This window comes from Pseudoalteromonas thalassia, assembly GCF_049257215.1.
GTDB classification, from domain to species: domain Bacteria; phylum Pseudomonadota; class Gammaproteobacteria; order Enterobacterales; family Alteromonadaceae; genus Pseudoalteromonas; species Pseudoalteromonas lipolytica_C.
Window position 1 is genome coordinate 300,316 of record NZ_JBMMUE010000001.1, and the last position, 22,585, is coordinate 322,900.

Sequence of the window (22,585 nt, forward strand, 5' to 3'; positions counted from 1 at the left end):
AACAATAAATTTTATGACAATGCTGTCATAAAATTTTTAGGTAAAAAATAGTCTAACTAATTCATGCTGGAAGGTTGCTAATTGAGCGCTACATGCTTATAATGGCCGCCATTGAATTGAGGTGTTAATACTCGATTAGATGATATTAAGTAATTTACTTTAATATCGATTGGCGCGGGATGGAGCAGCCTGGTAGCTCGTCGGGCTCATAACCCGAAGGTCGTCGGTTCAAATCCGGCTCCCGCAACCAACTACATACTAAGGCATTTTAAATGTGCTTAGTGTGCTCAGTAATTAATTTACTGTATGAAGTCGCGCATTCTGGGTAATGCGCGTTTTGCGTTTAGGCTATCTAGTTTAATTTAGTCAGATATTTGACTCGCAACCAAGCTTGGCCCTAGGCCACACAGTTTTATGCTTTAGGTGTGACGCCCCGCTTGGTTCGGGGCGTTGTTGTATCTGGTCTAGCATGATGTGTTTTAATCATCATTAAACTCAGTATTTCAGGGCTTTATGCCCTTTTTTTGTTTGTATGGAGGATTTTCGTGACAAAACTTGAGCAAGATTTAGTAACCATGCTCTCACCAGCCGTAGAAATGTTAGGCTTTGAGTTACATGGTCTTGAGTTTGTGCAAGCTGGTCGCCACTCTACATTACGTGTTTATATTGATCACGATGCAGGGATTACGGTTGACAATTGTGCCGACGTAAGTCGTCAAGTTAGCGCAATTTTGGATGTCGAAGATCCAATTACAAATGAATATGATTTGGAAGTGTCGTCTCCTGGTGTTGATCGTCCATTATTCAAACAAGATCATTACGAGAAGGCGCAAGGAGAAGAAGTACGCGTGCGTACTAAGCTTCCACAAGATGGTCGTCGTAACTTTAAAGGCGACTTAGTATCAGTTAGCAGTGATATGATCACACTTTCGGCAGATGGCACTGAGCATATGATTATGCTTAGTAATATCGAACGTGCGAACATCATCGCAAAGTTTTAATTCGAGTGCGAAGGAATAGGGCAAGCGAGGCATAACCCATGGCAAAAGAAATATTATTGGTTGCTGAAGCCGTCTCCAATGAGAAAGCGGTTCCAAAAGAAAAGATTTTTGAAGCGTTAGAGTTCGCATTAGCGACTGCTACAAAGAAAAAACACGATGGCGAAATTGATGTTCGCGTAGCAATTGATCGTAAAACAGGTAATTACGATACATTCCGTCGTTGGAAAATTGCAGAAGTTCTTGAAGATGGTTCATTAGAACATCCTTACAGCGAAATCACATTAGAAGCAGCACAAGTTGAAGACCCGTCTTTACAACTTGGTGATTACGTTGAAGAGCAAATCGAATCAATTAAATTTGACCGTATTACAACGCAAATGGCGAAGCAAGTTATCGTGCAAAAAGTACGTGAAGCTGAGCGCGCACTTGTTGTTGAAGAATATAAAGATCAACAAGGTGAATTAGTAACAGGTGTTGTAAAAAAAGCAACACGTGACGCTATTATCCTTGACCTAGGTAACAATGCTGAAGCGGTTATTTACCGTGACGACATGCTACCGCGTGAAAACTTCCGTCCGGGTGACCGTATTCGTGGTTTACTTTACGAAGTAAAACCAGAAGCACGTGGAGCACAATTGTTCGTTACACGTTCTAAGCCTGAGATGCTAATGGAGTTATTCCGCATTGAGGTGCCAGAGATTGGCGAAGAAATGATTGAATTACGTGCCGCGGCGCGTGATCCTGGTTCTCGTGCAAAGATCGCTGTTAAATCAAACGACAAACGTATTGACCCTGTGGGTGCGTGTGTTGGTATGCGTGGTGCACGTGTACAAGCTGTTTCTACAGAGCTTGGCGGTGAGCGTGTTGATATCGTTCTTTACGATGACAACCCAGCTCAATTCGTTATTAATGCGATGGCACCAGCAGAAGTTGCGTCAATCGTAATGGACGAAGACACGCATTCAATGGATATCGCTGTAGAAGCAGATAACCTAGCGCAAGCAATCGGTCGTAACGGTCAGAACGTACGTCTTGCTAGCCAATTAACTGGCTGGGAATTAAACGTAATGACAGTTGATGAAATGCGTGAAAAGAATGAAGCTGAGTCTGATAAACTAATCAACTTATTCACTGAGTACCTAGATATTGATGATGAGTTTGCAACATTACTTATCAACGAAGGTTTCTCAACACTTGAAGAAGTTGCTTACGTTCCAGCATCAGAATTCTTAGAAATCGACGGTTTAGATGAAGAAACAGTTGATATCTTACGTTCACGTGCAAAAGACGCGTTAACAACAAAAGCGCTTAAGACAGAAGAAAGCCTTGAAGGTGCAGAACCTGCAGAGGACTTACTTGCACTTGAAGGTCTTGAGCGTCACCTTGCATTTGTTATGGCAAGTAAAGGTGTAGTAACACTAGAAGATTTAGCAGAGCAAGGTATTGATGAGTTAGTGGATATCACTGAACTTTCAGAAGAAGAAGCTGGCAAGCTAATTATGGCTGCGCGTAACATTTGTTGGTTCGCAGAAGAGTAATTTATTAACGGAGGTATTACACACTATGGCAGAAGTAAATGTTGAAAAACTAGCCGGAGATATTGGTACAACTGTTGATAAACTACTACAGCAGCTTGAGCAAGCCGGTATTTCTAAAAAAGCAGGTGATATGGTAACTGAGTCTGAAAAGTCGACGTTACTTGACCACTTGAGCAAGCAGCATGGCGGTACGGGTTCTGAAGGCCCAGCCCGCATGACTTTGCAACGTAAAAGCAAAAGCACGCTTAGCGTGACTGGCTCAACAGGTAAAGCAAAGTCTGTCCAAGTTGAAGTACGTAAAACTCGTACTTATGTTAAGAAAAGCGCCATTGAGCAACAGCAAGAAGAAGAGCGTTTAGCTGCAGAAGAAGCTGCCCGTAAGGCAGCAGAGCTTAAAGCCCAGCAAGAAGCTGAGGAGCTTAAAGCGAAACAAGAGGCAGAACGTAAAGCGAAAGAAGAAGCTGACCGTAAAGCCAAAGAAGAGGCTAAACGCAAAGCTGAAGCTGAGCGTAAAGCGAAACAGAAGCAGATGACCCCAGAGCAAAGTGCTAAGTCTGAAAAAGATCGCGCCGAAGCTGAGCGTCTGCAAAAAGAAGCAGAAGAGGCCGCATTGAGAAAAGCTGAAGAAGAAGCGAAACGTCAAGCAGAAGAGGCAAGAAAGCTAGCTGAAGAAAATGAAGCTCGCTGGAAAAAGGAAGAAGAAGAGCGTAAGCAGCGTGAAGAAAACGCTGATCACCACCTTACAACTTCAACTTACGCACGTGAAGCAGAAGATGAGTCTGATGCACGTGAAGAGCAAAGCGCTCGTCGTAAGAAAAAGAAAAAAGGACCTCAAAAAGAGAAAATGCCTGTTGGTCCTAAAGGCAAAAAAGGCAAGCTTAAAGCACCAACGTCTTTACAACATGGTTTCCAAAAACCAACGGCTGACGTGAAAAACGAAGTTCGTATCAGTGAAACAATCACTGTTGCAGAGCTTGCATCACGTATGGCGGTTAAAGGTGCTGAAGTTGTTAAAACAATGATGAAGATGGGTGACATGGTTACCATCAACCAAGTGATCGACCAAGAAACAGCACAACTAGTTGCTGAAGAAATGGGCCACAAGGTTATCATCGTTAAAGAAAACGAATTAGAAGAGAAAGTACTAAACGACCGTAGCGAAGAAGGTAAAGCCATTCCTCGTGCACCGGTTGTGACAGTAATGGGTCACGTTGACCACGGTAAAACGTCAACACTTGATTACATTCGTTCAGCAAAAGTAGCTTCTGGCGAAGCCGGTGGTATTACGCAGCACATTGGTGCATACCACGTTGAAACAAATGGTCACATGATCACGTTCTTAGATACTCCGGGCCACGCCGCGTTTACATCAATGCGTGCTCGTGGTGCGAAAGCAACAGATATCGTAATTCTAGTAGTTGCTGCGGATGATGGTGTAATGCCACAAACTAAAGAAGCGGTTCAGCACGCCCGTGCTGCAGGCGTTCCTTTAATCATCGCAGTTAACAAGATGGACAAAGAAGGTATCGACCCAGATCGCGTTAAGAACGAGTTAGCTCAGTTAGACGTTATCCCTGAAGAGTGGGGCGGTGATACGCAATTTGTACACATCTCTGCAAAAACTGGTTTAGGTATCGATGACTTACTTGAAGCTGTATTAATGCAAGCTGAGATCTTAGAACTTACTGCACCAGCAGAAGGCATGGCGGCAGGTGTTGTAATTGAATCACGTCTTGATAAAGGCCGTGGTCCAGTTGCGTCAATCCTAGTTCAGTCTGGTACGCTTAACCAAGGTGATATCGTACTTTGTGGTCTTGAATATGGCCGTGTACGTGCGATGAAAGATGAGAACGGTAAAGACATCAAGTCTGCAGGTCCATCTATCCCAGTTGAGATTTTAGGTCTATCTGGTATCCCTGCTGCAGGTGATGAAGCTACTGTTGTTAAAGATGAGCGTAAAGCGCGTGAAGTAGCACTTTATCGTCAAGGTAAATTCCGTGAAGTGAAGCTTGCTCGTCAACAAAAAGCGAAGCTTGAAAACATGTTTACTAACATGACGGAAGGCGATGTTTCAGAAGTTAACATCGTACTTAAAGCTGACGTACAAGGTTCGATTGAAGCGATTGCTGATTCACTAACTAAGCTTTCTACTGATGAAGTTAAAGTGAAGATTGTTGGTTCAGGTGTAGGTGGTATCACTGAAACTGATGCAACGCTTGCTGCGGCATCTAACGCAATCGTTGTTGGCTTTAACGTACGTGCTGATGCTTCAGCTCGTAAAGTGATTGAGTCAGAAAACCTAGACTTACGTTACTACAGCGTAATCTACAGCCTGATTGAAGAAGTTAAACAAGCGATGTCAGGTATGCTTGCTCCAGAATTTAAGCAAGAGATCATTGGTCTTGCTGAAGTTCGTGACGTGTTCAAGTCACCTAAGATTGGTGCAATCGCAGGTTGTATGGTTACTGAAGGTATCGTTAAGCGTAGCGCGCCTATCCGTGTACTTCGTGATAACGTGGTTATCTATGAAGGTGAACTTGAGTCACTACGTCGATTTAAAGATGACGTACAAGAAGTACGTAACGGTATGGAATGTGGTATCGGCGTTAAGAACTACAACGATGTTAAAGTTGGCGACCAAATCGAGGTATTCGAGACGGTTGAAGTACAACGTTCACTTTAATTTCGTTTAAGTCACTATTTTAAATGGGGGCCTAGCCCCCATTTGTGTATTCGTAATTAAATTAACTTATTGTTTAACATCAATAAGTTATTATTTTAGAGTGAAATGAAATGAGAGAATTTTCTCGCACTGATCGTGTTGCTCAGCAAATTCAAAAAGAGATTGCTGTTATTCTTCAACGCGAAATCAAAGATCCACGCTTAGGCATGGTGACAGTGTCTGCGGTTGAGGTATCTCGCGACTTATCTTATGCAAAAGTATTTATCACAGTGTTTAATACTGATGATGAAGATAAAGCCAAGCAAAGCGCTAAAATCTTAAATGAAGCAACGGGTTATATTCGTTCTTTATTAGGTAAACGCATTCGTGCGCGCATCATGCCTGAGTTACGATTTGTAATCGACAACTCGCTAATGGAAGGTATGCGTATTTCAAACTTGGTTGACTCAGTTATTCGTGAAGATAATGCCAAGCATGTAAACGAAGATGATAGCGAAGAAGGCACTAAAGACTAATGGCTAGACGCAGTAAAGGTCGTGCTATTGACGGCATTTTATTACTTAATAAGCCGCAAGGTATTTCATCAAACAAAGCATTGCAGCAGGCAAAGGGTATTTACTTTGCACAAAAAGCAGGCCATACAGGTGCGCTTGATCCGCTCGCGACGGGTATGCTGCCAATTTGTTTTGGTGAAGCGACTAAGTTTACCCAGTTTTTGCTTGATACAGACAAAACTTATGTTGTACGCGCAAAACTTGGCGAGCGAACTACCACCTCTGATTCAGATGGTGAAATCGTTGAGACGCGTGAAGTATCAGTTACGCGTGAGCAATTAGCTGAGCAAATTGCCAGTTTTATAGGTGAGTCGGATCAATATCCTTCAATGTATTCAGCGCTTAAATACCAAGGTCAGCCTTTGTATAAATATGCGCGAGAGGGCATTGAAGTGCCGCGCAAGTGTCGAAAAATTAATGTATTTAGTTTAACGCTTGATGAGTTTGACGAAGCGAACAACGAAGTACAAATGACGGCGCATGTGTCTAAAGGTACCTATATTCGTACAATTGTTGACGACTTAGGTGAAAAGCTAGGCTGTGGTGCGCATGTTATCATGTTACATCGCAGTGCTGTGGGCCATTATCCTAGTGAGAAAATGGTCACTCTTGAGCAACTTGAAGAAAAGCTACAGCAAGCAAAAGCAGATGATGTGGCACCTTCAAGCTACCTAGATGAGCTACTTTTGCCAATGGATACCGCACTGGTTGATTTACCTGTGATTGAAATTACACAAGAGCAGGGCGTGGCGTTTAGCCATGGTCAAACGGTGGTAATTGGTAAACCTGTGCCTGATGGCGTGGTAAAAGTTATGGCTGATGGCGTGTTTATCGGCACTGGTGAGCGCCATAAAGATGGGCACCTAAAATCAAAGCGCGGTTTATCAAATCAATTGCCTGAGTAAAGATTACCTTGTAGTTATTACTAAAGCTGGTAGAATACGCCCGCTCAATCGTTTTGGCTGAATTAGTGATCGGCTAAAACACAATTTAAATTAATTTTTGGAGTTACTATGTCACTAAGCAATCAAGAAAAAGTTGAAATCATCGCTAAATTTGCACGCGCTGAAGGCGACACTGGTTCACCTGAAGTACAAGTTGCACTTCTAACTTTCGATATCAACAAGCTTCAAGGTCACTTTGCTGATCACAAGCACGACTTCCACTCACGTCGTGGTCTTTTACGCAAAGTAAGCCAACGCCGTAAACTGCTTGATTACCTTAAAGGTAAAGACATTGCACGTTACACTGCGTTAATCCAAGAGCTTGGCCTACGTCGCTAAGAACTAGATTACGAGAAAAGGGGCTATATAGCCCCTTTTTTTGTGCGCTTATGAAAGGTATACTAGCGCACATCTTAGTAGGCAAATCTGCTAAGTGATTGAAAAAACATCATTGCCAATTGTAGTACTTAATTAATTTTTCTTAAGTTTAATTAAGTACTGTAATTGGTACTTTGATGGACTATTTTTTACCAATTCGGAGCACTGCTCTGAGTTGCTTTTACATTTAAAGGACATTTTTAAGTGCAAGCAATTATTAAAGAATTTCAACTAGGTCAACACACTGTGACTCTAGAAACAGGTGCTATCGCTCGTCAAGCTGACGGCGCAGTACTAGCAAGCATTGGCGACACTTCAGTATTAGTTACTGTTGTTGGTAAGCGTGATGCACAACCAGGTCAAGACTTCTTCCCACTAACAGTTAACTACCAAGAGCGTATGTACGCTGCGGGTCGTATCCCTGGTGGTTTCCTTAAGCGTGAAGGTCGTCCAAACGATGGCGAAACACTTATCGCTCGTCTAATCGACCGTCCGATTCGTCCACTTTTCCCAGACGGTTTCGTAAACGAAGTACAAGTAATCGCGACTGTTGTTTCTGTTAACCCAGAAATCCAACCTGACATGGTTGCTATGATTGGTACTTCAGCAGCACTTGCTATCTCTGGTATTCCATTTAATGGTCCTATCGGTGCAGCACGTGTTGGTTTCATCAACGGTGAATACGTACTTAACCCAACCCTAGCTGAGCTTGAAGAAAGCCAATTAGACCTAGTTGTTGCAGGTACTGATAACGCAGTACTTATGGTTGAATCAGAAGCTGAAACACTATCTGAAGACGTCATGTTAGGTGCGGTTGTTTATGGTCATGAGCAATCTCAAGCTATCATCAACGCAATTAACGAGTTCAAAGCAGAAGCTGGTAAACCAGCTTGGGATTGGACTGCACCAGAGAAAAACGTAACTCTTGCTGAGAAAATCTCTGCAATCGCTGCTGAAAAAGTAGGTGAAGCTTACCGCATCACTGACAAAGTAGCGCGTAAAGAAGCACTTGGTGTTGCAAAAGAAGAAGTTGTTGCTAAATTAACAGCGGAACTTGCTGAAGGCGAAGAGCTAGATACACAAGAAGTTGGCAAACTATTCGGTTCGTTAGAAAAAGAAATCGTTCGTGGCCGTATCATCGCTGGTGAAAAGCGTATCGATGGTCGTGAACCAGACATGGTTCGTGCACTAGACGTAATGACGGGTGTTTTACCACGTACTCACGGTTCTGCAATCTTCACTCGTGGTGAGACGCAAGCACTTGTGACTGCAACACTTGGTACTGAGCGTGATTCACAGTTAATCGACGACTTAACTGGTACTAACAAGCATCACTTCATGCTTCACTATAACTTCCCTCCGTTCTGCGTAGGTGAAACAGGTTTTGTAGGTTCTCCTAAGCGTCGTGAAATCGGTCACGGTAACCTAGCTAAGCGTGGTATTGCTGCGGTATTACCAACATTAGCTGACTTCCCATATTCAATCCGTGTTGTTTCAGAAATCACTGAATCAAACGGTTCATCGTCTATGGCATCAGTATGTGGTACATCACTAGCACTTATGAACGCTGGTGTACCAATCAAAGCATCTGTTGCTGGTATTGCGATGGGTCTAGTTAAAGAAGGCGACGATTTCGTTGTTCTTTCTGACATCTTAGGTGATGAAGATCACTTAGGTGATATGGACTTTAAAGTAGCGGGTACTTCAAACGGTATCACAGCACTACAAATGGATATCAAGATCGAAGGTATCACTAAAGAAATCATGCAAATCGCGCTTAAACAAGCGAAAGCTGCACGTTTACACATCTTAGGTGTTATGGACGAAGCGATTTCTGCTCCTTCTGAAGAGTTATCTCAGTTCGCACCACGCATCTACACAATGCAAATCCCTGCGAAGAAAATCGCTGAAGTTATCGGTAAAGGTGGCGCAACTATCCGTCAACTTACTGAAGAAACTGGCACAACGATTGAAATCGAAGATGACGGTACAATCAAGATCGCTGCAACTGATGGCATGAGTGCAAACGAAGCTATTAAGCGTATTGAGCAATTAACTGCTGAACTAGAAGTAGGTGCAATCTACACTGGTAAAGTTGTACGTATCGTTGATTTTGGTGCGTTCGTTAATATCCTTCCAGGTAAAGACGGTCTAGTGCACATTTCACAAATCAGCACTGAGCGTGTTAACAACGTAACAGACCACCTAAGCGAAGGCCAAGAAGTTAAAGTTAAAGTTCTTGAAGTTGATCGCCAAGGTCGTGTACGTTTAAGCATCAAAGAAGCAATGGAACCAGCTGCTGAAGAAAAAGCTGAAGAGCCAAAAGACGCTTAATGATGATTGAGTAGCCAGTTATTTGCTGGTTATAAGAAAAAGGGGCTGTTTAGCCCCTTTTTTTATGCTTTAATGAAACCTATTAGCTTCGATTTTGTCTACAGAAAATTCAGGTATTAAGGAATTTAATGATTTTTAAACACTTAGCATTGACCGCAGTGGCTATTTTTTCTTTAAGTGCGTGTCAAACAACCTCACAACCTGAGTCAGTTCCGATTGTTAATGTTCCATTTACTGCGCCGCTACTGCCTGATTTCCGCAATGAAATTACGATTGCGCGCTACTCTGAACTTTTAAATCGTGCAGATTTGAGTGCAGAACAACAAGCCAAACTTTATTATGACCGCGGTGTATTATTTGACAGCTTAGGCATGTCGACACTGGCACGTATCGATTTTAACCGTGCGATTAAGCTTAAACCTGATTTAGCTGAGGTGTATAACTTTTTAGGTATTCACCACACACTCATGCAACAGTATGAACAAGCTTATGAGTTTTTTGATTCAGCACTAGAATTAAATGAGCAGCATGAATATGCTTATTTAAACAGAGGGATTGCGCTCTACTATGCTGATCGCCCGTTACTTGCTCAAGATGATTTGCGACAGTTTTTAAATCGCTCACCAAGCGACCCATACCGTGTACTTTGGCTTTACTTAGCACAATCAGAAGCCGATAAAGCACAGGCCTTAATTGACTTAAAAGCAAATGCACAAGGTGTTGACGAGTCTCAATGGGGTTACCAGTTACTTGCACTGTATCTAGGCGATGTCAGTGAGTTTGAATTCTTGTCTGGTATCATCGAAGGGGTTACCTCTGAACAAGAGTATGCACACCGCTTATGTGAAGCCTATTTTTACCTCGCTAAGATGCATCAAGCGGCAGGTGATAATTACTTGGCTGCTGATTACTTTAGACTTGCCCTTGCCACCAATGTGCATGAGTTTGTTGAATATAAATACGCTCGCTTAGAACTTGAGTTAATGGCTGGTGAAGACGCGAGCTAGTGTTTATTTGCTGGTTATTACTTTACTGAGCTTGGGCTGTGTTTCAAGCTCAGTATCATTGTTTTCTCCGAGTTACGTTTTTTACGCTCAGAAGAGACCTTCCCAAGCCGTTGCTATTTATCACCTAGCGCCTAATGCCCTCAACACGCAATTGGACACACTTTCAACCCTGCAATTACGAAGGCTTGCTGAACTTAAAAATGTTAATGCAACCTATCAACTTGCCATGCGATTTTTACAAAAGGGTGATTACTCTGCTGCGCAATTATGGTGGCAAACTCGGTTTGATAGCTTCAGTCCTTTACAGCAACAACGCTTAGCTGATCATCTGGCAGCGGATCAACAATGGCAGGCTATTTCTATGCTGTGGCGTAGCGGCCAATTACCAAATGGCAATGCCAAACAATCTTGGTATTTACGACAAAGCATGGCAACAGCAAATATAAGTCCTCAATATGCTGAACAACATCAATTTGTGTTATCGCTAAATGAATTGAAAGCACAGCCACAGTGCCATTTTAATGTGCTGATGATGACTGATCACGCTGATGGAATTGCTACGCTGAAGTTGTTTAAGCAACGTTACGAGTCAAAGCCAGAACCTTCGCTCAACAGTTTTTGTTTTAGCGAAGTTGTTTATGTAGCAGACCAATTTCAATGTAACAGCAGTGATAATGTGCTGCAGTGTGATTGGTATCAGGCAGAAGATTACACGTGGCCCGCTGGATTTGATTTTATTGTTATGATGTCTGAACAGGGCAGTGCTAACGTGCGTGGCGGAATAATGCATATTAATTCAACACAGCCTTATGCTGTGTTTTTACATGAGTTGATGCATTTTAATGGCTTTGAAGATGAATACACATTGCCAACTCAAAAGCAGCAGTGGCTATGTCAGCAGCAGGGTCATGTTGCACCAAATTTATTTATAGCGCGTCAGCTTAAACCTCCAGTAGGCTGGCAAAAGAGTATCGCTTGTAATAATAATTTGGCCTATAAGCCAAGCCCTGATTGGTCAATTATGCAGTATCAGTTAATGGGGCTGTCTGAACAGTATCGACAACTTTGGCGAAAGCAAATTAACCAGCCCTTAACAAAGCCTGTTCGATTTTTAGATTACTTTGCTTTTTTGGGCTTAAAACCTTCAATTACAATGGCTTCAACTAAACATAGTTTTTCTGACTAATCGTCAATTTATTGCTATTTTAGTATGTGAAGTGGTTAAAACTTGTGCGAATAGGTGTGGCTGCTATAGACAAAATAGCCCCTGATCAGTATAACTATACGCATTGTAAGCTTTTTTTGAAGCCAACTTTTAACCATCCAAATGAACAGTACGCAACTAATTATAACTAGCAGCAGTATTGATATTCTTATGACACTAAAAGGCTCTTAATTATGACTTTGCTCTGGATACCCCTGTTATCCTTAATCGGCAGTGTTATTTCATCCTGCACCTCAAAACTAACGCGTAATCAAAGTACCGCTTTGACTATGCTAGCGCCTTTGCTTGCCCTTGGAATAGTATTCTCGTACACACCTGCGGTATTTTCTGGTGAAATGATTCGCTACAGCGCAGAGTGGATCCCGTTATTAAACATGCAAGTGTCTTTTAGACTTGATGGTTTAACCTTACTCTTTTTATACATGATCTTAGGTATTGGTACCTTAGTGATTTTCTATGCGCGTTATTATTTAAGTAATAACGACTCCCTGCCTAAGCTTTATTGCTACTTAATGCTATTTATGACCGCGATGGTCGGAATAGTAATGTCGAATAATGTTATCCAGCTTTGGCTATTCTGGGAGCTTACCAGTATTAGTTCCTTTTTGCTTATTAGCTATTGGTGGCATAAATCTGAAGCCCGTAAGGGGGCACGCATGGCGCTTGCCATTACAGGGGCGGGCGGTCTTGCGCTATTGGCAGGCTTATTATTGATTGGTGACATCGTTGGTAGTTATGATCTGGATGTTATCTTAGCGAGTAAAGCACTAATTCAATCTCATGCGCTCTACGAAGTAGCGTTAGTATTGGTGCTTTTGGGGGCGTTTACTAAATCGGCGCAATTCCCGTTTCATTTTTGGTTGCCGCATGCAATGGCTGCACCTACACCTGTCAGTGCCTATCTACATTCAGCTACCATGGTTAAAGCTGGTATCTTTTTGCTTGCCCGTTTCTACCCAGCATTAGCAGGCACTGATACGTGGTTTATCTTGGTTGCTATGACTGGTCTTGCTACTTTATTGGTTGGCGCTTATATCGCATTATTCAAGCATGACTTAAAAGGTTTACTTGCTTATTCAACCATCAGTCATTTGGGTCTTATCACGTTATTACTTGGTTTAGATACTGAACTTGCCACGGTTGCAGCGATTTTCCATATTATTAACCATGCAACGTTTAAAGCCTCATTGTTTATGGCAACCGGTATTATTGATCATGAAACGGGTACTCGTGACATGCGCAAACTAAACGGTATGTGGCGCTTTATGCCTTATACTGCCACGCTTGCAATGGTTGCTGCGGCTGCGATGGCTGGTGTGCCATTGTTAAATGGTTTCTTATCGAAAGAAATGTTCTTTGCTGAAACCTTGCATCAGCAAGTACTAGGTTCGATGTCGTGGCTCATTCCGGTTTTAGCAACTATAGCTGGTGCCTTATCGGTCGCTTATTCTGCACGTTTTATTCATGACGTGTTCTTTAATGGTGACCCGATTGATTTACCTAAACAGCCACACGAACCACCACGTTACATGCGTGTGCCAATCGAAATTTTAGTGGTGTTATGTTTATTAGTGGGTATGTTCCCTCACTTTGCTGTGAGCGATATTTTAGCGTCTGCTTCGTATGCGGTACTTGGTGATGCAGCTCCAGATTATAAGCTCTCGGTATGGCATGGCTTTAATTTACCTTTATTAATGAGCTTTATTGCGACTTGCTGCGGTGTGCTTATCTATGTGCAACGTAAGCACCTGTTCCATTTCCAAGCTTCATTACCGACATTAAATGCTAAAAAAGGCTTTGAACGAGGCCTGTATTCTGTGATCAAGTGGTCACAAGCTAAAGTTAACCGTATTGAAAATGGTTCATTGCAACGATACGCTTTTGTAATGATTGTGGTTGTTCTGATGTGTGCTGGTTGGCCATTGTTTGAGATGCAACAACTCGCGGGCACAAGTGAATTAACACCTATTGATTTTCATAACGCCATTGGCGCGGGTCTGTTAATTATCGGTGCGCTTGTCACTGTTATTTGGCATCGTTCGCGAATGATATCTTTGATTATGATTTCAATTGTAGGCCTGATGGTATCTGTAGCTTTCACTCGATTCTCTGCGCCAGACTTAGCACTGACTCAGTTAACAGTTGAAGTTGTCACTGTGATGCTACTGATGCTCGCATTATTCTTTTTACCGCAGCGTACCCCTAAAGAATCTAGTTCATTGCGTGTCTTGCGTGACTTAGGGATTTCCTCTGCTGTTGGGGTTGTTGTGGCCAGTATCTGCTACGCGCTGTTGACCAGACCGCTTGAATCAATTTCTGATTTCTTTATTGCCAATGCTAAAACTGGCGGTGGCGGTACTAACGTTGTAAACGTGATTTTAGTTGACTTCAGGGGCTTTGATACCCTTGGTGAAATAACCGTACTGGGTATTGCCGCATTAGGTATTTATAAATTACTTATTAATCTGCCATTGTTTATGCCGGCAAGTGATAGCGAAGGGCGCCCATGGGCTAGAGAGCGTTATCCAATCTTACTGTCGAGTATTTCGCAAAGTCTATTACCACTGGCATTATTGGTGTCTGCTTATATTTTCTTACGAGGTCACAATTTACCGGGTGGTGGTTTTATTGCAGGTCTAGTAACAGCGATTGCGTTTATTTTGCAATATATGGCAAATGGTTCACACTGGATTGCAGACAGATTTGATGTGAATTATCGCAAAATCATTGCATCAGGTATTGCCATTGCGTTGTTCACAGGTGTGGGTAGTTGGTTCTTTGACCGTCCGTTCTTAACAACGTGGTTTGATTATTTTGATATTCCGTTAGTCGGCAAAACAGAACTTGCCAGTGCTATCGTATTTGATTTAGGTGTGTATTTAACTGTTGTAGGTGCAACGCTGATGATTTTGGCAAGTTTAGGTAAATTGACTGCCGATACACCCAAGCGAGAGGTAAATATTTAATGGAAGTATTGTACGCATCATGCGTGGGCGTGCTGGTTGCATGCGGGATTTTCTTAATATTAAGAGCACGTACCTTTCCGGTTGTGCTTGGTTTAACCATGTTATCGTACGCGGTTAACCTATTTTTATTCTCGTCAGGTCGCTTAACGATTAATAAAGCTGCAGTACTAGGCAGTGCTAGTGAGTATGCGGATCCATTACCGCAGGCACTTGTGCTTACCGCTATAGTTATCGGTTTTGCGATGACCGCCTTTGTGGTTATTTTAGCTATTCGTGGTCGTGCTGATTTGGGTAATGATCATGTTGACGGTCATTTATTAAAATCATCTAAGGAGCAAAAATGATTCAGCATTTAGCTTCTTTACCCATTTTAATCCCTATGTTGGCGGGCGTTATTTTATTAATGCCACCGTGCGGTAAAAACTTACATATTCGTCGTGTAGCTTCCGTTATTTTATCGATAGTTACGTTGCTAATAAGTGCTTATTTGCTATTTCATGTTAATACTACTGCATCACTGGTTTATGCTATCGGTGATTGGTCAGCACCTTTTGGTATTGTGCTTGTGGCTGATAGGCTCTCTGCATTACTGGTGCTACTAACGAGCCTATTGGGCGCGGTGATTGTGCTTTATAGCTGTGCAGGTGACGACAAAAAAGGCAGCTTTTTTCACCCACTAGTCCATTTTTTAATTCTGGGTGTGAATGGTGCTTTTCTAACTGGTGATGTGTTTAACCTATTTGTATTTTTTGAGGTGTTACTGATTGCCTCTTATTCGCTATTGATGCATGCCGGTGACAAACACAAAACACGAGCAGCACTGCAGTACGTGATATTAAACCTAATTGGTTCAAGTGTATTCTTAATCGCGTTAGGTATTCTATATGGTGTCCTAGGAACATTAAATATCGCAGATTTAGCACAAAAAGTCCCCTTACTAAAAGGTGATGATGTATACCTTGCGAAAATAGGTGGCTTGTTACTGATTGTCGTGTTTGCACTAAAGGGCGCGCTCTTACCTTTACATTTATGGCTACCGAATACTTACGCAAGTGCAATGCCATTGGTGGCTGCATTATTTGCGATTATGACTAAGGTAGGTGTCTATGCCATGCTGCGTGTATACACCGTTATATTTGGTGAGAATGCAGGTGAGCTTGCTCATATGGCACAGCCTTGGTTGTGGGGCTTAGCACTGGCGACAATTGTGATGGGCGCTATTGGTGTATTAGCTAGCCAAGATTTTCGTAAGTTGATTGCCAACTTGGTGGTGGTGTCGGTTGGTACTCTCGTTGCGTTGGTGGCCATTCAAAATGTCTCTGTCACAGCTGCGTTACTCTACTATTTAGTTCATTCAACTTTAATTTGTGCTGTCCTGTTTTTATTGGCTGATTTAATTGCGCAGCAGCGCGGTAAGGTCGCTGACCGATTAGTTGCGGGGCGTGCAGTTGCTCAGCCATTCTTGTTAGGTATTTGTTTTGTGATTGCGGCACTTGCCGTGGTGGGTATGCCACCATTGTCAGGTTTTGTCGGTAAAATTTGGATTTTGAAGAGTACTCTAGATAGCGAAAAAGCCATGTTGTTTTGGCCTATTTATATTTTATCTAGCTTGGCACTGTTGGTTGCGATATCGCGTGCTGGTACAAGCCTTTTTTGGGATCACAAATATAAAGATAGTGAAGCAATTGAGGGCGTAAAAGCACACCCTTTACAAGTGACTGCGGTCATTGTGCTGTTAGCATGCTCGCCGTTAATGGTTATTTTTGCAGGGCCAATATCGGAATATATGCTAGCAACCTCTGAGCAATTGTTTGATATAAACCAAGGCATTCAGAATGTATTACAAGGAGGCCAATAATGCGTTTAGAAGCTCGTTTTCGTTGGCTACCGACTCCATTTCGTAGTGTATTACTTTTTGTTGTTTGGTTATTACTCAATAATAGCGTGTCGCCAGGGCATCTGCTGTTAGCTACTTTTTTTGCTATAACAATTCCGTGGATCACTTTTCCATTTCGCGATCCACAGCCCCTTATTGTTAGACCAGGATTGGCGTTTAAGTACTTACTTTTAGTGTTGTACGATATTGTCACTGCCAATTTACAAGTTGCTCTTTTAATACTCGGGCCGACTAAAAAGTTGCGTCCGGGCTTTATAAAAGTACCACTTGATTTAAGTCATGAAATGCCAATCACTATTTTGGCAAGCACTGTGTCACTAACCCCAGGCACTGTGAGTGCAGAGGTTTATCCTATTCCTGAGTCACTCGAAGAGGGCGAAGAAATTGAGCAGCGCTATTTACTGATCCATGTGCTCGATTTAGCAGATGAACAGGCGTTAATTAATACTATTAAGCAGCGCTATGAAGCACCGCTTAAGGAGATTTTTAGATGCTAGATACCGTATTTTTAATTGTCTATGCGATGATCGCCATCTCGTTATTACTAAATTTATGGCGCTTAATAGTGGGTCCATCGGTACCTGACCGTATATTAGCGCTAGATACGATGTTTATTAACACCATTGCGCTGATAATTCTTTATGGCATGAGTATGGATACCGGGCTTTATTTTGAGGCCGCTTTATTAATTGCCATGCTTGGTTTTGTTAGTACCGTTGCAGTATGTAAGTATTTGCTGCGCGGCGATATTATTGAATAAGGTAACAAATAATGAGTGAATGGATTGTATCAATCTTACTGTTAATTGGTGGTTGCTTTATTTTGATTGGTTCGATTGGTTTAGTGAAAATGCCAGACTTTTTTATGCGTTTACATGGGCCAACTAAAGCCACTACTTTAGGAATGGCATCATTACTTATCGCTGCAATGGTGTATTTTAGCTATCACCATGATGGAGTGAGCGTTAAAGAGATCCTAATTTCAATTTTCTTACTGATCACTGCACCTATCAGTGGTTACATGTTGATTAAGTCAGCTATTCATCACAAACTTCGCGCTAAAGAAGGTACCAAGGGCTTAGACAGCGTCGAGGACGATTAAAAACTAATCGTGCTAGTAGGGTGAAGTACAAGGGTGCTTTTATTGCGCGAGCAGATCGCATAAAATGCCCCGTCATTTAGCACAGTAGGTAAATAGGTCATTATGCGAGTAGCACTTGGAGTAGAGTACAACGGCGCCCGTTACAGTGGTTGGCAACGTCAATCACATGTCAATAGCGTACAGCAAGAAGTAGAAACGGCGTTGTCGCGGATTTGTAATCACCCAGTCGAAATCGTATGTGCTGGCCGCACTGATGCTGGTGTTCACGGCACAGGGCAAGTGGTTCACTTTGACACTCATGCAGAACGTGAAATGGTTGCATTCACAATGGGCATGAATACCCTGTTACCGAAAGATATTTCTATTCGGTTTGCCGAGCCTGTCAGTGAAGATTTTCATGCTCGTTTTAGCGCCACAGCTCGTCGCTATCGTTACGTTATTTATAATTACACCTATCGCGGTGCAATCATGAGCGAAGGGGTGACGCATTTTCATCACCCTCTCGATGAAACTAAAATGCAAGAAGCCTGTCAGTATTTAATTGGTGAGCATGACTTTACCTCTTTTAGGGCACTGCATTGCCAAGCGAATACAGCAAATCGTACGATTCACCATTTGTCGGTAAAACGCCAAGGTGACTATGTGATAATTGATATTAAAGCGAATGCATTTTTACATCATATGGTACGAAATATTACTGGCTGTTTGATGGATATTGGTCTGCATAAACATGAACCAGTCTGGTTAAAAGAATTACTTGATTTAAAAGAACGCGCTAAGGCAAGTGCCACAGCAAAGGCTGCTGGTCTTTACTTAGTGGATGTGGATTACCCTGAACACTTTGGTATTCCTAAAACACCATTAGGACCTCTGTTTTTACCTGATTCAGATAGTTAACTGAAAGTGCTGCACTACTAAGACCAGTTTTTTATATCGTCTACGGGTAATTCATGTTTTAATTGAAAAAATCTGTCTGTTTAATTACTAGAAGTAGTGCATCGAGCATACTTGATTAAACAGACTGCGACACAGAACAGCATTTAAGAGAGTTGCAAATGAGTTGGTTAGAAAAAATCTTACCTAAAACGACTAAATCATCAGGTCGTAAAGAAATCCCTGAAGGGGTTTGGGCTAAGTGTACAGACTGTGATTCAATTTTATACAAAGCAGAATTAGAAAAAGCACTCAACGTATGTCCTAAGTGTGATCATCACATGCGTTTAAGTGGCCGTAAACGTTTAGAAAACTTTTTAGATGATGCTGATCGTCACGAAATTGGTGCTGAACACGAACCAAAAGACGTATTAAAGTTTAAAGACTCTAAAAAATACTCTGACCGCATCACCCAAGCACAAAAAGCAAGTGGTGAAAAAGACGCACTTGTTGCAATGAAAGGCCGTTTAAAAGGCATTCCTGTTGCTGCTGTTGCATTTGAATTCTCATTTATGGGTGGTTCAATGGCGTCAGTAGTAGGTGCACGTTTTGTTGAAGCTGTTGACCAATGCTTAGAGCATGATATGCCACTTATCTGTTTTTCTGCATCGGGTGGTGCACGTATGCAAGAAGCCCTTATGTCATTAATGCAAATGGCTAAAACAAGTGCTGCGCTTGCAAAGATGAGCGAAAAAGGTTTACCGTTTATTTCAGTATTAACTGATCCAACAATGGGTGGTGTATCTGCATCGCTGGCAATGCTTGGTGATGTGAACGTTGCAGAGCCTAAAGCATTAATTGGTTTTGCGGGTCCTCGCGTAATCGAGCAAACAGTACGTGAAACGCTACCAGAAGGTTTCCAACGCAGTGAATTCTTGCTAGAGCATGGTGCAATCGACATGATTGTTGACCGCCGTGAAATGCGTGACACCCTTGCACGTATCTTAGCGAAATTTATGAACTTGCCTTCTACTGAACAAGAGCATAGAGTAGCGTAAATTTCAGCTTAACTGATTAAACGCTATGACAGAAATCCTTCCTAGCCAATCATCAAGCCTTGATGATTGGCTTTGTTATTTAGAAAGTGTACATCCAGCCAATATCGAAATGGGGCTTGAGCGCGTAGAGCGTGTGGCAAACCAAGTCAGCTTACTCGATACATCAAGCAAAATAATCCTTATTGCAGGTACGAATGGTAAAGGAACGACAGCTCGTTGCTTAGAAAGCTTACTGCTTGCACAAGGTTTTAGTGTCGGGACTTATGCTTCTCCGCATCTTATTCGTTACAACGAGCGCGTGCGTATTAATGGTCAAGAGCTTGATGATCAATACCATGTTGATGCTTTCGATATGCTCGAAAAAGGTCGTGGTGACACACCACTGACTTATTTTGAATACGGAACACTGGGCGCTTTAGCTATTTTTAAACGCCATGCGGTTGATTATGTACTCTTAGAAGTGGGTCTAGGTGGTCGTTATGATGCTACTAATATAGTCAACCCATATGCTTGTGTGATCACTACGATAGATTTAGACCATAAAGAATACCTTGGTGATACTCGTGAGTTAGTTGGCTACGATAAAGCAGGTATATTCCGTACCAATACGCCCGCAATCGTTGGCGATTTAGCTATTCCACACACAGTAACTGATTACGGTAATGAAATTAACGCCGATATGGTGTTATCAGGTCGCGACTTTAAATTCACAGAAGATAGTGAAGGCTTTAATTGGCAATACAAAGCCAATGACTGGCGTTTAGCTAAACCTGCGATCCCTTGTCAAAATGCTGCCACAGCATTGACTCTACTTAGTAAGCTTGATTTATTACCAAATGAACAACAAGTAAGAGACTGTTTAGCAAACTTAACGGTTGAAGGTCGCTTTCAGCAGCTAAGTGAGCAACCACTTATTTTTACTGATGTAGCTCATAACCCAGAGTCGGCTCGTTATTTGGCACGTAAATTAAGCGTGTATAAAGATCAAGGGTTTAAAATTCATGCATTAGTCGCTATGCTTGCAGATAAAGATAAAGTGGCTGCTATGTCGGCTGTGGCCGATGTAGTTGATGAATGGTCGTTGGCGAGTTTAGACTGTTTTCGCGGAGATACCGTCGAAAACCTTGCCAGCGCATTAGCAGAAACGCCATCAACAGCGCCTAGCACCCATTATAAGAGTGTTGAAGCTGCATTAGATGCAATGTTACCAAAGCTAGATAAAAGCACCTTATTGATTGTGTTTGGGTCATTTATAACTGTGGCTGCTGCTATCAATTACTTTAAAGAATAGAGAGGAAATCGGTGAACGCAGGGTTTATTAATCGCTTAGTAGGAACCACCATTGTGGTTGTAGCGGCTATTGTCTTTATTCCAAATATTTTGGACGGAGAGAAAGTTCATCATGCAGAAAACTTTAAAGCGATCCCTGACCGCCCTGAGTTCACCACGATTGACTTACAACAAGCTATAGACAATAAAGTTGCATCAGCTGAACAACCCGCCGAAGTTGCTGTTGAAGATGTTAAAGCTAATGATGCCGAGTTAACGGCAACAGAACAGCAATCATTTAGCGATGCCCCGAAAATGATTGAAGCATCAACAGATGAGCCTGTGATTAATAAAGCTGAGCCAAAAGTTGCAGTGCAAGAGCCTGCAAAGCCGGTCGCTAATACTCCTGAGCCAACCCGTAAGCCAGAAGAAAACCTCACCAAAATGGCGTATGTTATTCAATTGGGGAGTTTTTCTCATGCACCTAATGTGAAATCGCTTCAAGAAAAACTAAAAGCGAATGGTTTCAAAACTTTCACGCGCCCGATAAAAACCCCGAACGGCACACTGACAAAAGTCTTTGTAGGTCCTTCACTTAACAAGAAAGAGTTAGAGAGTAAGCTTCCTGAGTTAAAGCAGTTAACCAAGCTAAATGGTAAAGTTACTCAGTTTGAAATTACGAAGTGATCTGGTAAAGGATAACCAAACCACCTGTATATCCATGATTCAGCGCTATCACAGGGCTTTCAATACACGGCGTGGCAATACAGGAATGTAGGTACCTTTCAAGTTGCCACAACACAGTAGTGGAAGCCCTGTGAAGCGCCCGAAGGGCATGGCTAAAACGTATTTATTCTGCGTTATTGATTTTGCTAATGGGTACACCATTACCTACAATCAATGCCTTGCCTAAATACGTTTTATCTCATGCTGAATTCTTGCATCTACAGGTGGTTCTTATACCCAAACCACCTGTAGATCCATGATTCAGCGCTATCACAGGGCTTTCAATACACGGCGTAGCAATACAGGAATGTAGGTACCTTTCAAGTTGCCACAACACAGTAGTGGAAGCCCTGTGAAGCGCCCGAAGGGCATGGCTAAAACGTATTTATTCTGCGTTATTGATTTTGATAATGGGTACACCATTACCTACAATCAATGCCTTGCCTAAATACGTTTTATCTCATGCTGAATTCTTGCATCTACAGGTGGTTTGGGTATAGAATGCGCCCCAAATTAACGACTAGTTGGTTCTTATGATCTGGGTTGATTACGCCATACTTGGCATTATTGCACTATCCACTATCATCGGTTTAATACGTGGCTTTATAAAAGAAGCAATGTCTTTAGCGGTGTGGGCTGGCGCATTTATCATCTCTAGTTTGTTTTACCAATATTTAGCATCCTTCCTAACAAGTATTTCAGAACCCCTTTTAAGAAATGCAGCCGCAATTGCCATATTATTTTTTGCGACACTCCTGTTGGGTGGTTTACTAAACTATATTTTAGGTGAACTTGTACAGCGTACTGGTTTATCTGGCACAGACCGTGTTTTTGGCATTGTGTTTGGTGCTCTTCGTGGCGTGTTGGTCGTGAGCGCGTTACTTTTCTTTCTTGATGCTTTTACCGGTGCACCAAATACGCATTGGTGGGGCAACTCTATTTTGATTCCAGAATTTGGCTTTGTTGTTGAGTGGTTCTTTTCGTACCTCGAAAACAACTCAAGCTTTTTAAATTCGGTAAACCGTTAATCG

General features: G+C 42.2%; 20 protein-coding genes and 1 tRNA gene. All 21 read left to right on the forward strand.

The genetic code is table 11. The features are described from left to right. The first annotated feature begins 173 nt into the window (after positions 1-173). The 21 genes from AAEU31_RS01450 (at position 174) to AAEU31_RS01550 (ending at position 22,582) form a co-directional block, all read left to right on the forward strand. Positions 174-250: transfer RNA gene (locus AAEU31_RS01450), tRNA-Met, on the forward strand. A gap of 295 nt (positions 251-545) precedes the next feature. Beyond that, positions 546-1,001 carry a ribosome maturation factor RimP gene (rimP, locus tag AAEU31_RS01455; protein ID WP_062569821.1) on the forward strand — a complete coding sequence of 152 codons (456 nt, stop codon included), beginning with the start codon at positions 546-548 and terminating at the stop codon, positions 999-1,001. Between the two features lie 38 nt (positions 1,002-1,039). After that, on the forward strand, positions 1,040-2,539 hold the full coding sequence (gene nusA / locus AAEU31_RS01460) for a transcription termination factor NusA (protein WP_135923955.1): 1,500 nt from the start codon (positions 1,040-1,042) through the stop codon (positions 2,537-2,539). 25 nt (positions 2,540-2,564) lie between these two features. Continuing rightward, positions 2,565-5,222 (forward strand): translation initiation factor IF-2, encoded by a 2,658-nt coding sequence (infB, locus tag AAEU31_RS01465; protein WP_421966215.1) that lies wholly within the window; start codon positions 2,565-2,567, stop codon positions 5,220-5,222. 110 nt (positions 5,223-5,332) lie between these two features. Beyond that, complete coding sequence (gene rbfA, locus AAEU31_RS01470) at positions 5,333-5,737, forward strand: 30S ribosome-binding factor RbfA (protein WP_036969898.1); 405 nt, start codon at positions 5,333-5,335, stop codon at positions 5,735-5,737. Beyond that, positions 5,737-6,681 (forward strand): tRNA pseudouridine(55) synthase TruB, encoded by a 945-nt coding sequence (gene truB / locus AAEU31_RS01475; protein WP_135923957.1) that lies wholly within the window; start codon positions 5,737-5,739, stop codon positions 6,679-6,681. Before rbfA ends, truB begins: the two co-directional genes overlap by 1 nt. Positions 6,682-6,789: 108 nt before the next feature. Continuing rightward, positions 6,790-7,059 carry a 30S ribosomal protein S15 gene (gene rpsO, locus AAEU31_RS01480; protein WP_036969894.1) on the forward strand — a complete coding sequence of 90 codons (270 nt, stop codon included), beginning with the start codon at positions 6,790-6,792 and terminating at the stop codon, positions 7,057-7,059. A 243-nt stretch (positions 7,060-7,302) separates the two neighbouring features. Beyond that, entirely contained in the window at positions 7,303-9,432 is a 2,130-nt protein-coding gene (gene pnp / locus AAEU31_RS01485; protein WP_138557813.1) for a polyribonucleotide nucleotidyltransferase, read from the forward strand. 128 nt (positions 9,433-9,560) lie between these two features. After that, positions 9,561-10,439: a lipoprotein NlpI gene (nlpI, locus tag AAEU31_RS01490; RefSeq protein ID WP_421966216.1), complete on the forward strand. Its 879-nt coding sequence runs from the start codon at positions 9,561-9,563 to the stop codon at positions 10,437-10,439. Positions 10,440-10,590: 151 nt separating this feature from the next. Then, entirely contained in the window at positions 10,591-11,625 is a 1,035-nt protein-coding gene (locus tag AAEU31_RS01495; RefSeq protein WP_421966217.1) for a hypothetical protein, read from the forward strand. Between the two features lie 212 nt (positions 11,626-11,837). After that, entirely contained in the window at positions 11,838-14,630 is a 2,793-nt protein-coding gene (locus tag AAEU31_RS01500) for a monovalent cation/H+ antiporter subunit A (protein WP_295507678.1), read from the forward strand. Next, on the forward strand, positions 14,630-14,974 hold the full coding sequence (locus AAEU31_RS01505) for a Na+/H+ antiporter subunit C (RefSeq protein WP_135923962.1): 345 nt from the start codon (positions 14,630-14,632) through the stop codon (positions 14,972-14,974). Before AAEU31_RS01500 ends, AAEU31_RS01505 begins: the two co-directional genes overlap by 1 nt. Further along, positions 14,971-16,488 carry a monovalent cation/H+ antiporter subunit D gene (locus tag AAEU31_RS01510; protein ID WP_421966218.1) on the forward strand — a complete coding sequence of 506 codons (1,518 nt, stop codon included), beginning with the start codon at positions 14,971-14,973 and terminating at the stop codon, positions 16,486-16,488. Before AAEU31_RS01505 ends, AAEU31_RS01510 begins: the two co-directional genes overlap by 4 nt. Then, positions 16,488-17,024: a Na+/H+ antiporter subunit E gene (locus tag AAEU31_RS01515; protein WP_135923964.1), complete on the forward strand. Its 537-nt coding sequence runs from the start codon at positions 16,488-16,490 to the stop codon at positions 17,022-17,024. The genes AAEU31_RS01510 and AAEU31_RS01515 overlap by 1 nt, the downstream gene beginning before the upstream one ends. Continuing rightward, complete coding sequence (locus tag AAEU31_RS01520) at positions 17,018-17,287, forward strand: K+/H+ antiporter subunit F (RefSeq protein ID WP_135923965.1); 270 nt, start codon at positions 17,018-17,020, stop codon at positions 17,285-17,287. The genes AAEU31_RS01515 and AAEU31_RS01520 overlap by 7 nt, the downstream gene beginning before the upstream one ends. Positions 17,288-17,295: 8 nt before the next feature. Then, positions 17,296-17,628: a Na+/H+ antiporter subunit G gene (locus AAEU31_RS01525; protein ID WP_421966306.1), complete on the forward strand. Its 333-nt coding sequence runs from the start codon at positions 17,296-17,298 to the stop codon at positions 17,626-17,628. A gap of 102 nt (positions 17,629-17,730) precedes the next feature. Beyond that, on the forward strand, positions 17,731-18,525 hold the full coding sequence (truA, locus tag AAEU31_RS01530) for a tRNA pseudouridine(38-40) synthase TruA (RefSeq protein ID WP_135923967.1): 795 nt from the start codon (positions 17,731-17,733) through the stop codon (positions 18,523-18,525). Positions 18,526-18,683: 158 nt separating this feature from the next. Beyond that, entirely contained in the window at positions 18,684-19,559 is an 876-nt protein-coding gene (gene accD, locus AAEU31_RS01535) for an acetyl-CoA carboxylase, carboxyltransferase subunit beta (protein WP_135923968.1), read from the forward strand. 25 nt (positions 19,560-19,584) lie between these two features. Continuing rightward, the gene (gene folC, locus AAEU31_RS01540) at positions 19,585-20,850 is read left to right on the forward strand and encodes a bifunctional tetrahydrofolate synthase/dihydrofolate synthase (protein WP_421966219.1); all 1,266 of its coding nucleotides are present in this window, start codon (positions 19,585-19,587) and stop codon (positions 20,848-20,850) included. A gap of 11 nt (positions 20,851-20,861) precedes the next feature. Continuing rightward, on the forward strand, positions 20,862-21,515 hold the full coding sequence (locus AAEU31_RS01545) for an SPOR domain-containing protein (protein WP_135923970.1): 654 nt from the start codon (positions 20,862-20,864) through the stop codon (positions 21,513-21,515). A 572-nt stretch (positions 21,516-22,087) separates the two neighbouring features. Next, positions 22,088-22,582 (forward strand): CvpA family protein, encoded by a 495-nt coding sequence (locus AAEU31_RS01550; RefSeq protein ID WP_135923971.1) that lies wholly within the window; start codon positions 22,088-22,090, stop codon positions 22,580-22,582. The last annotated feature ends 3 nt before the right edge of the window (positions 22,583-22,585 follow it).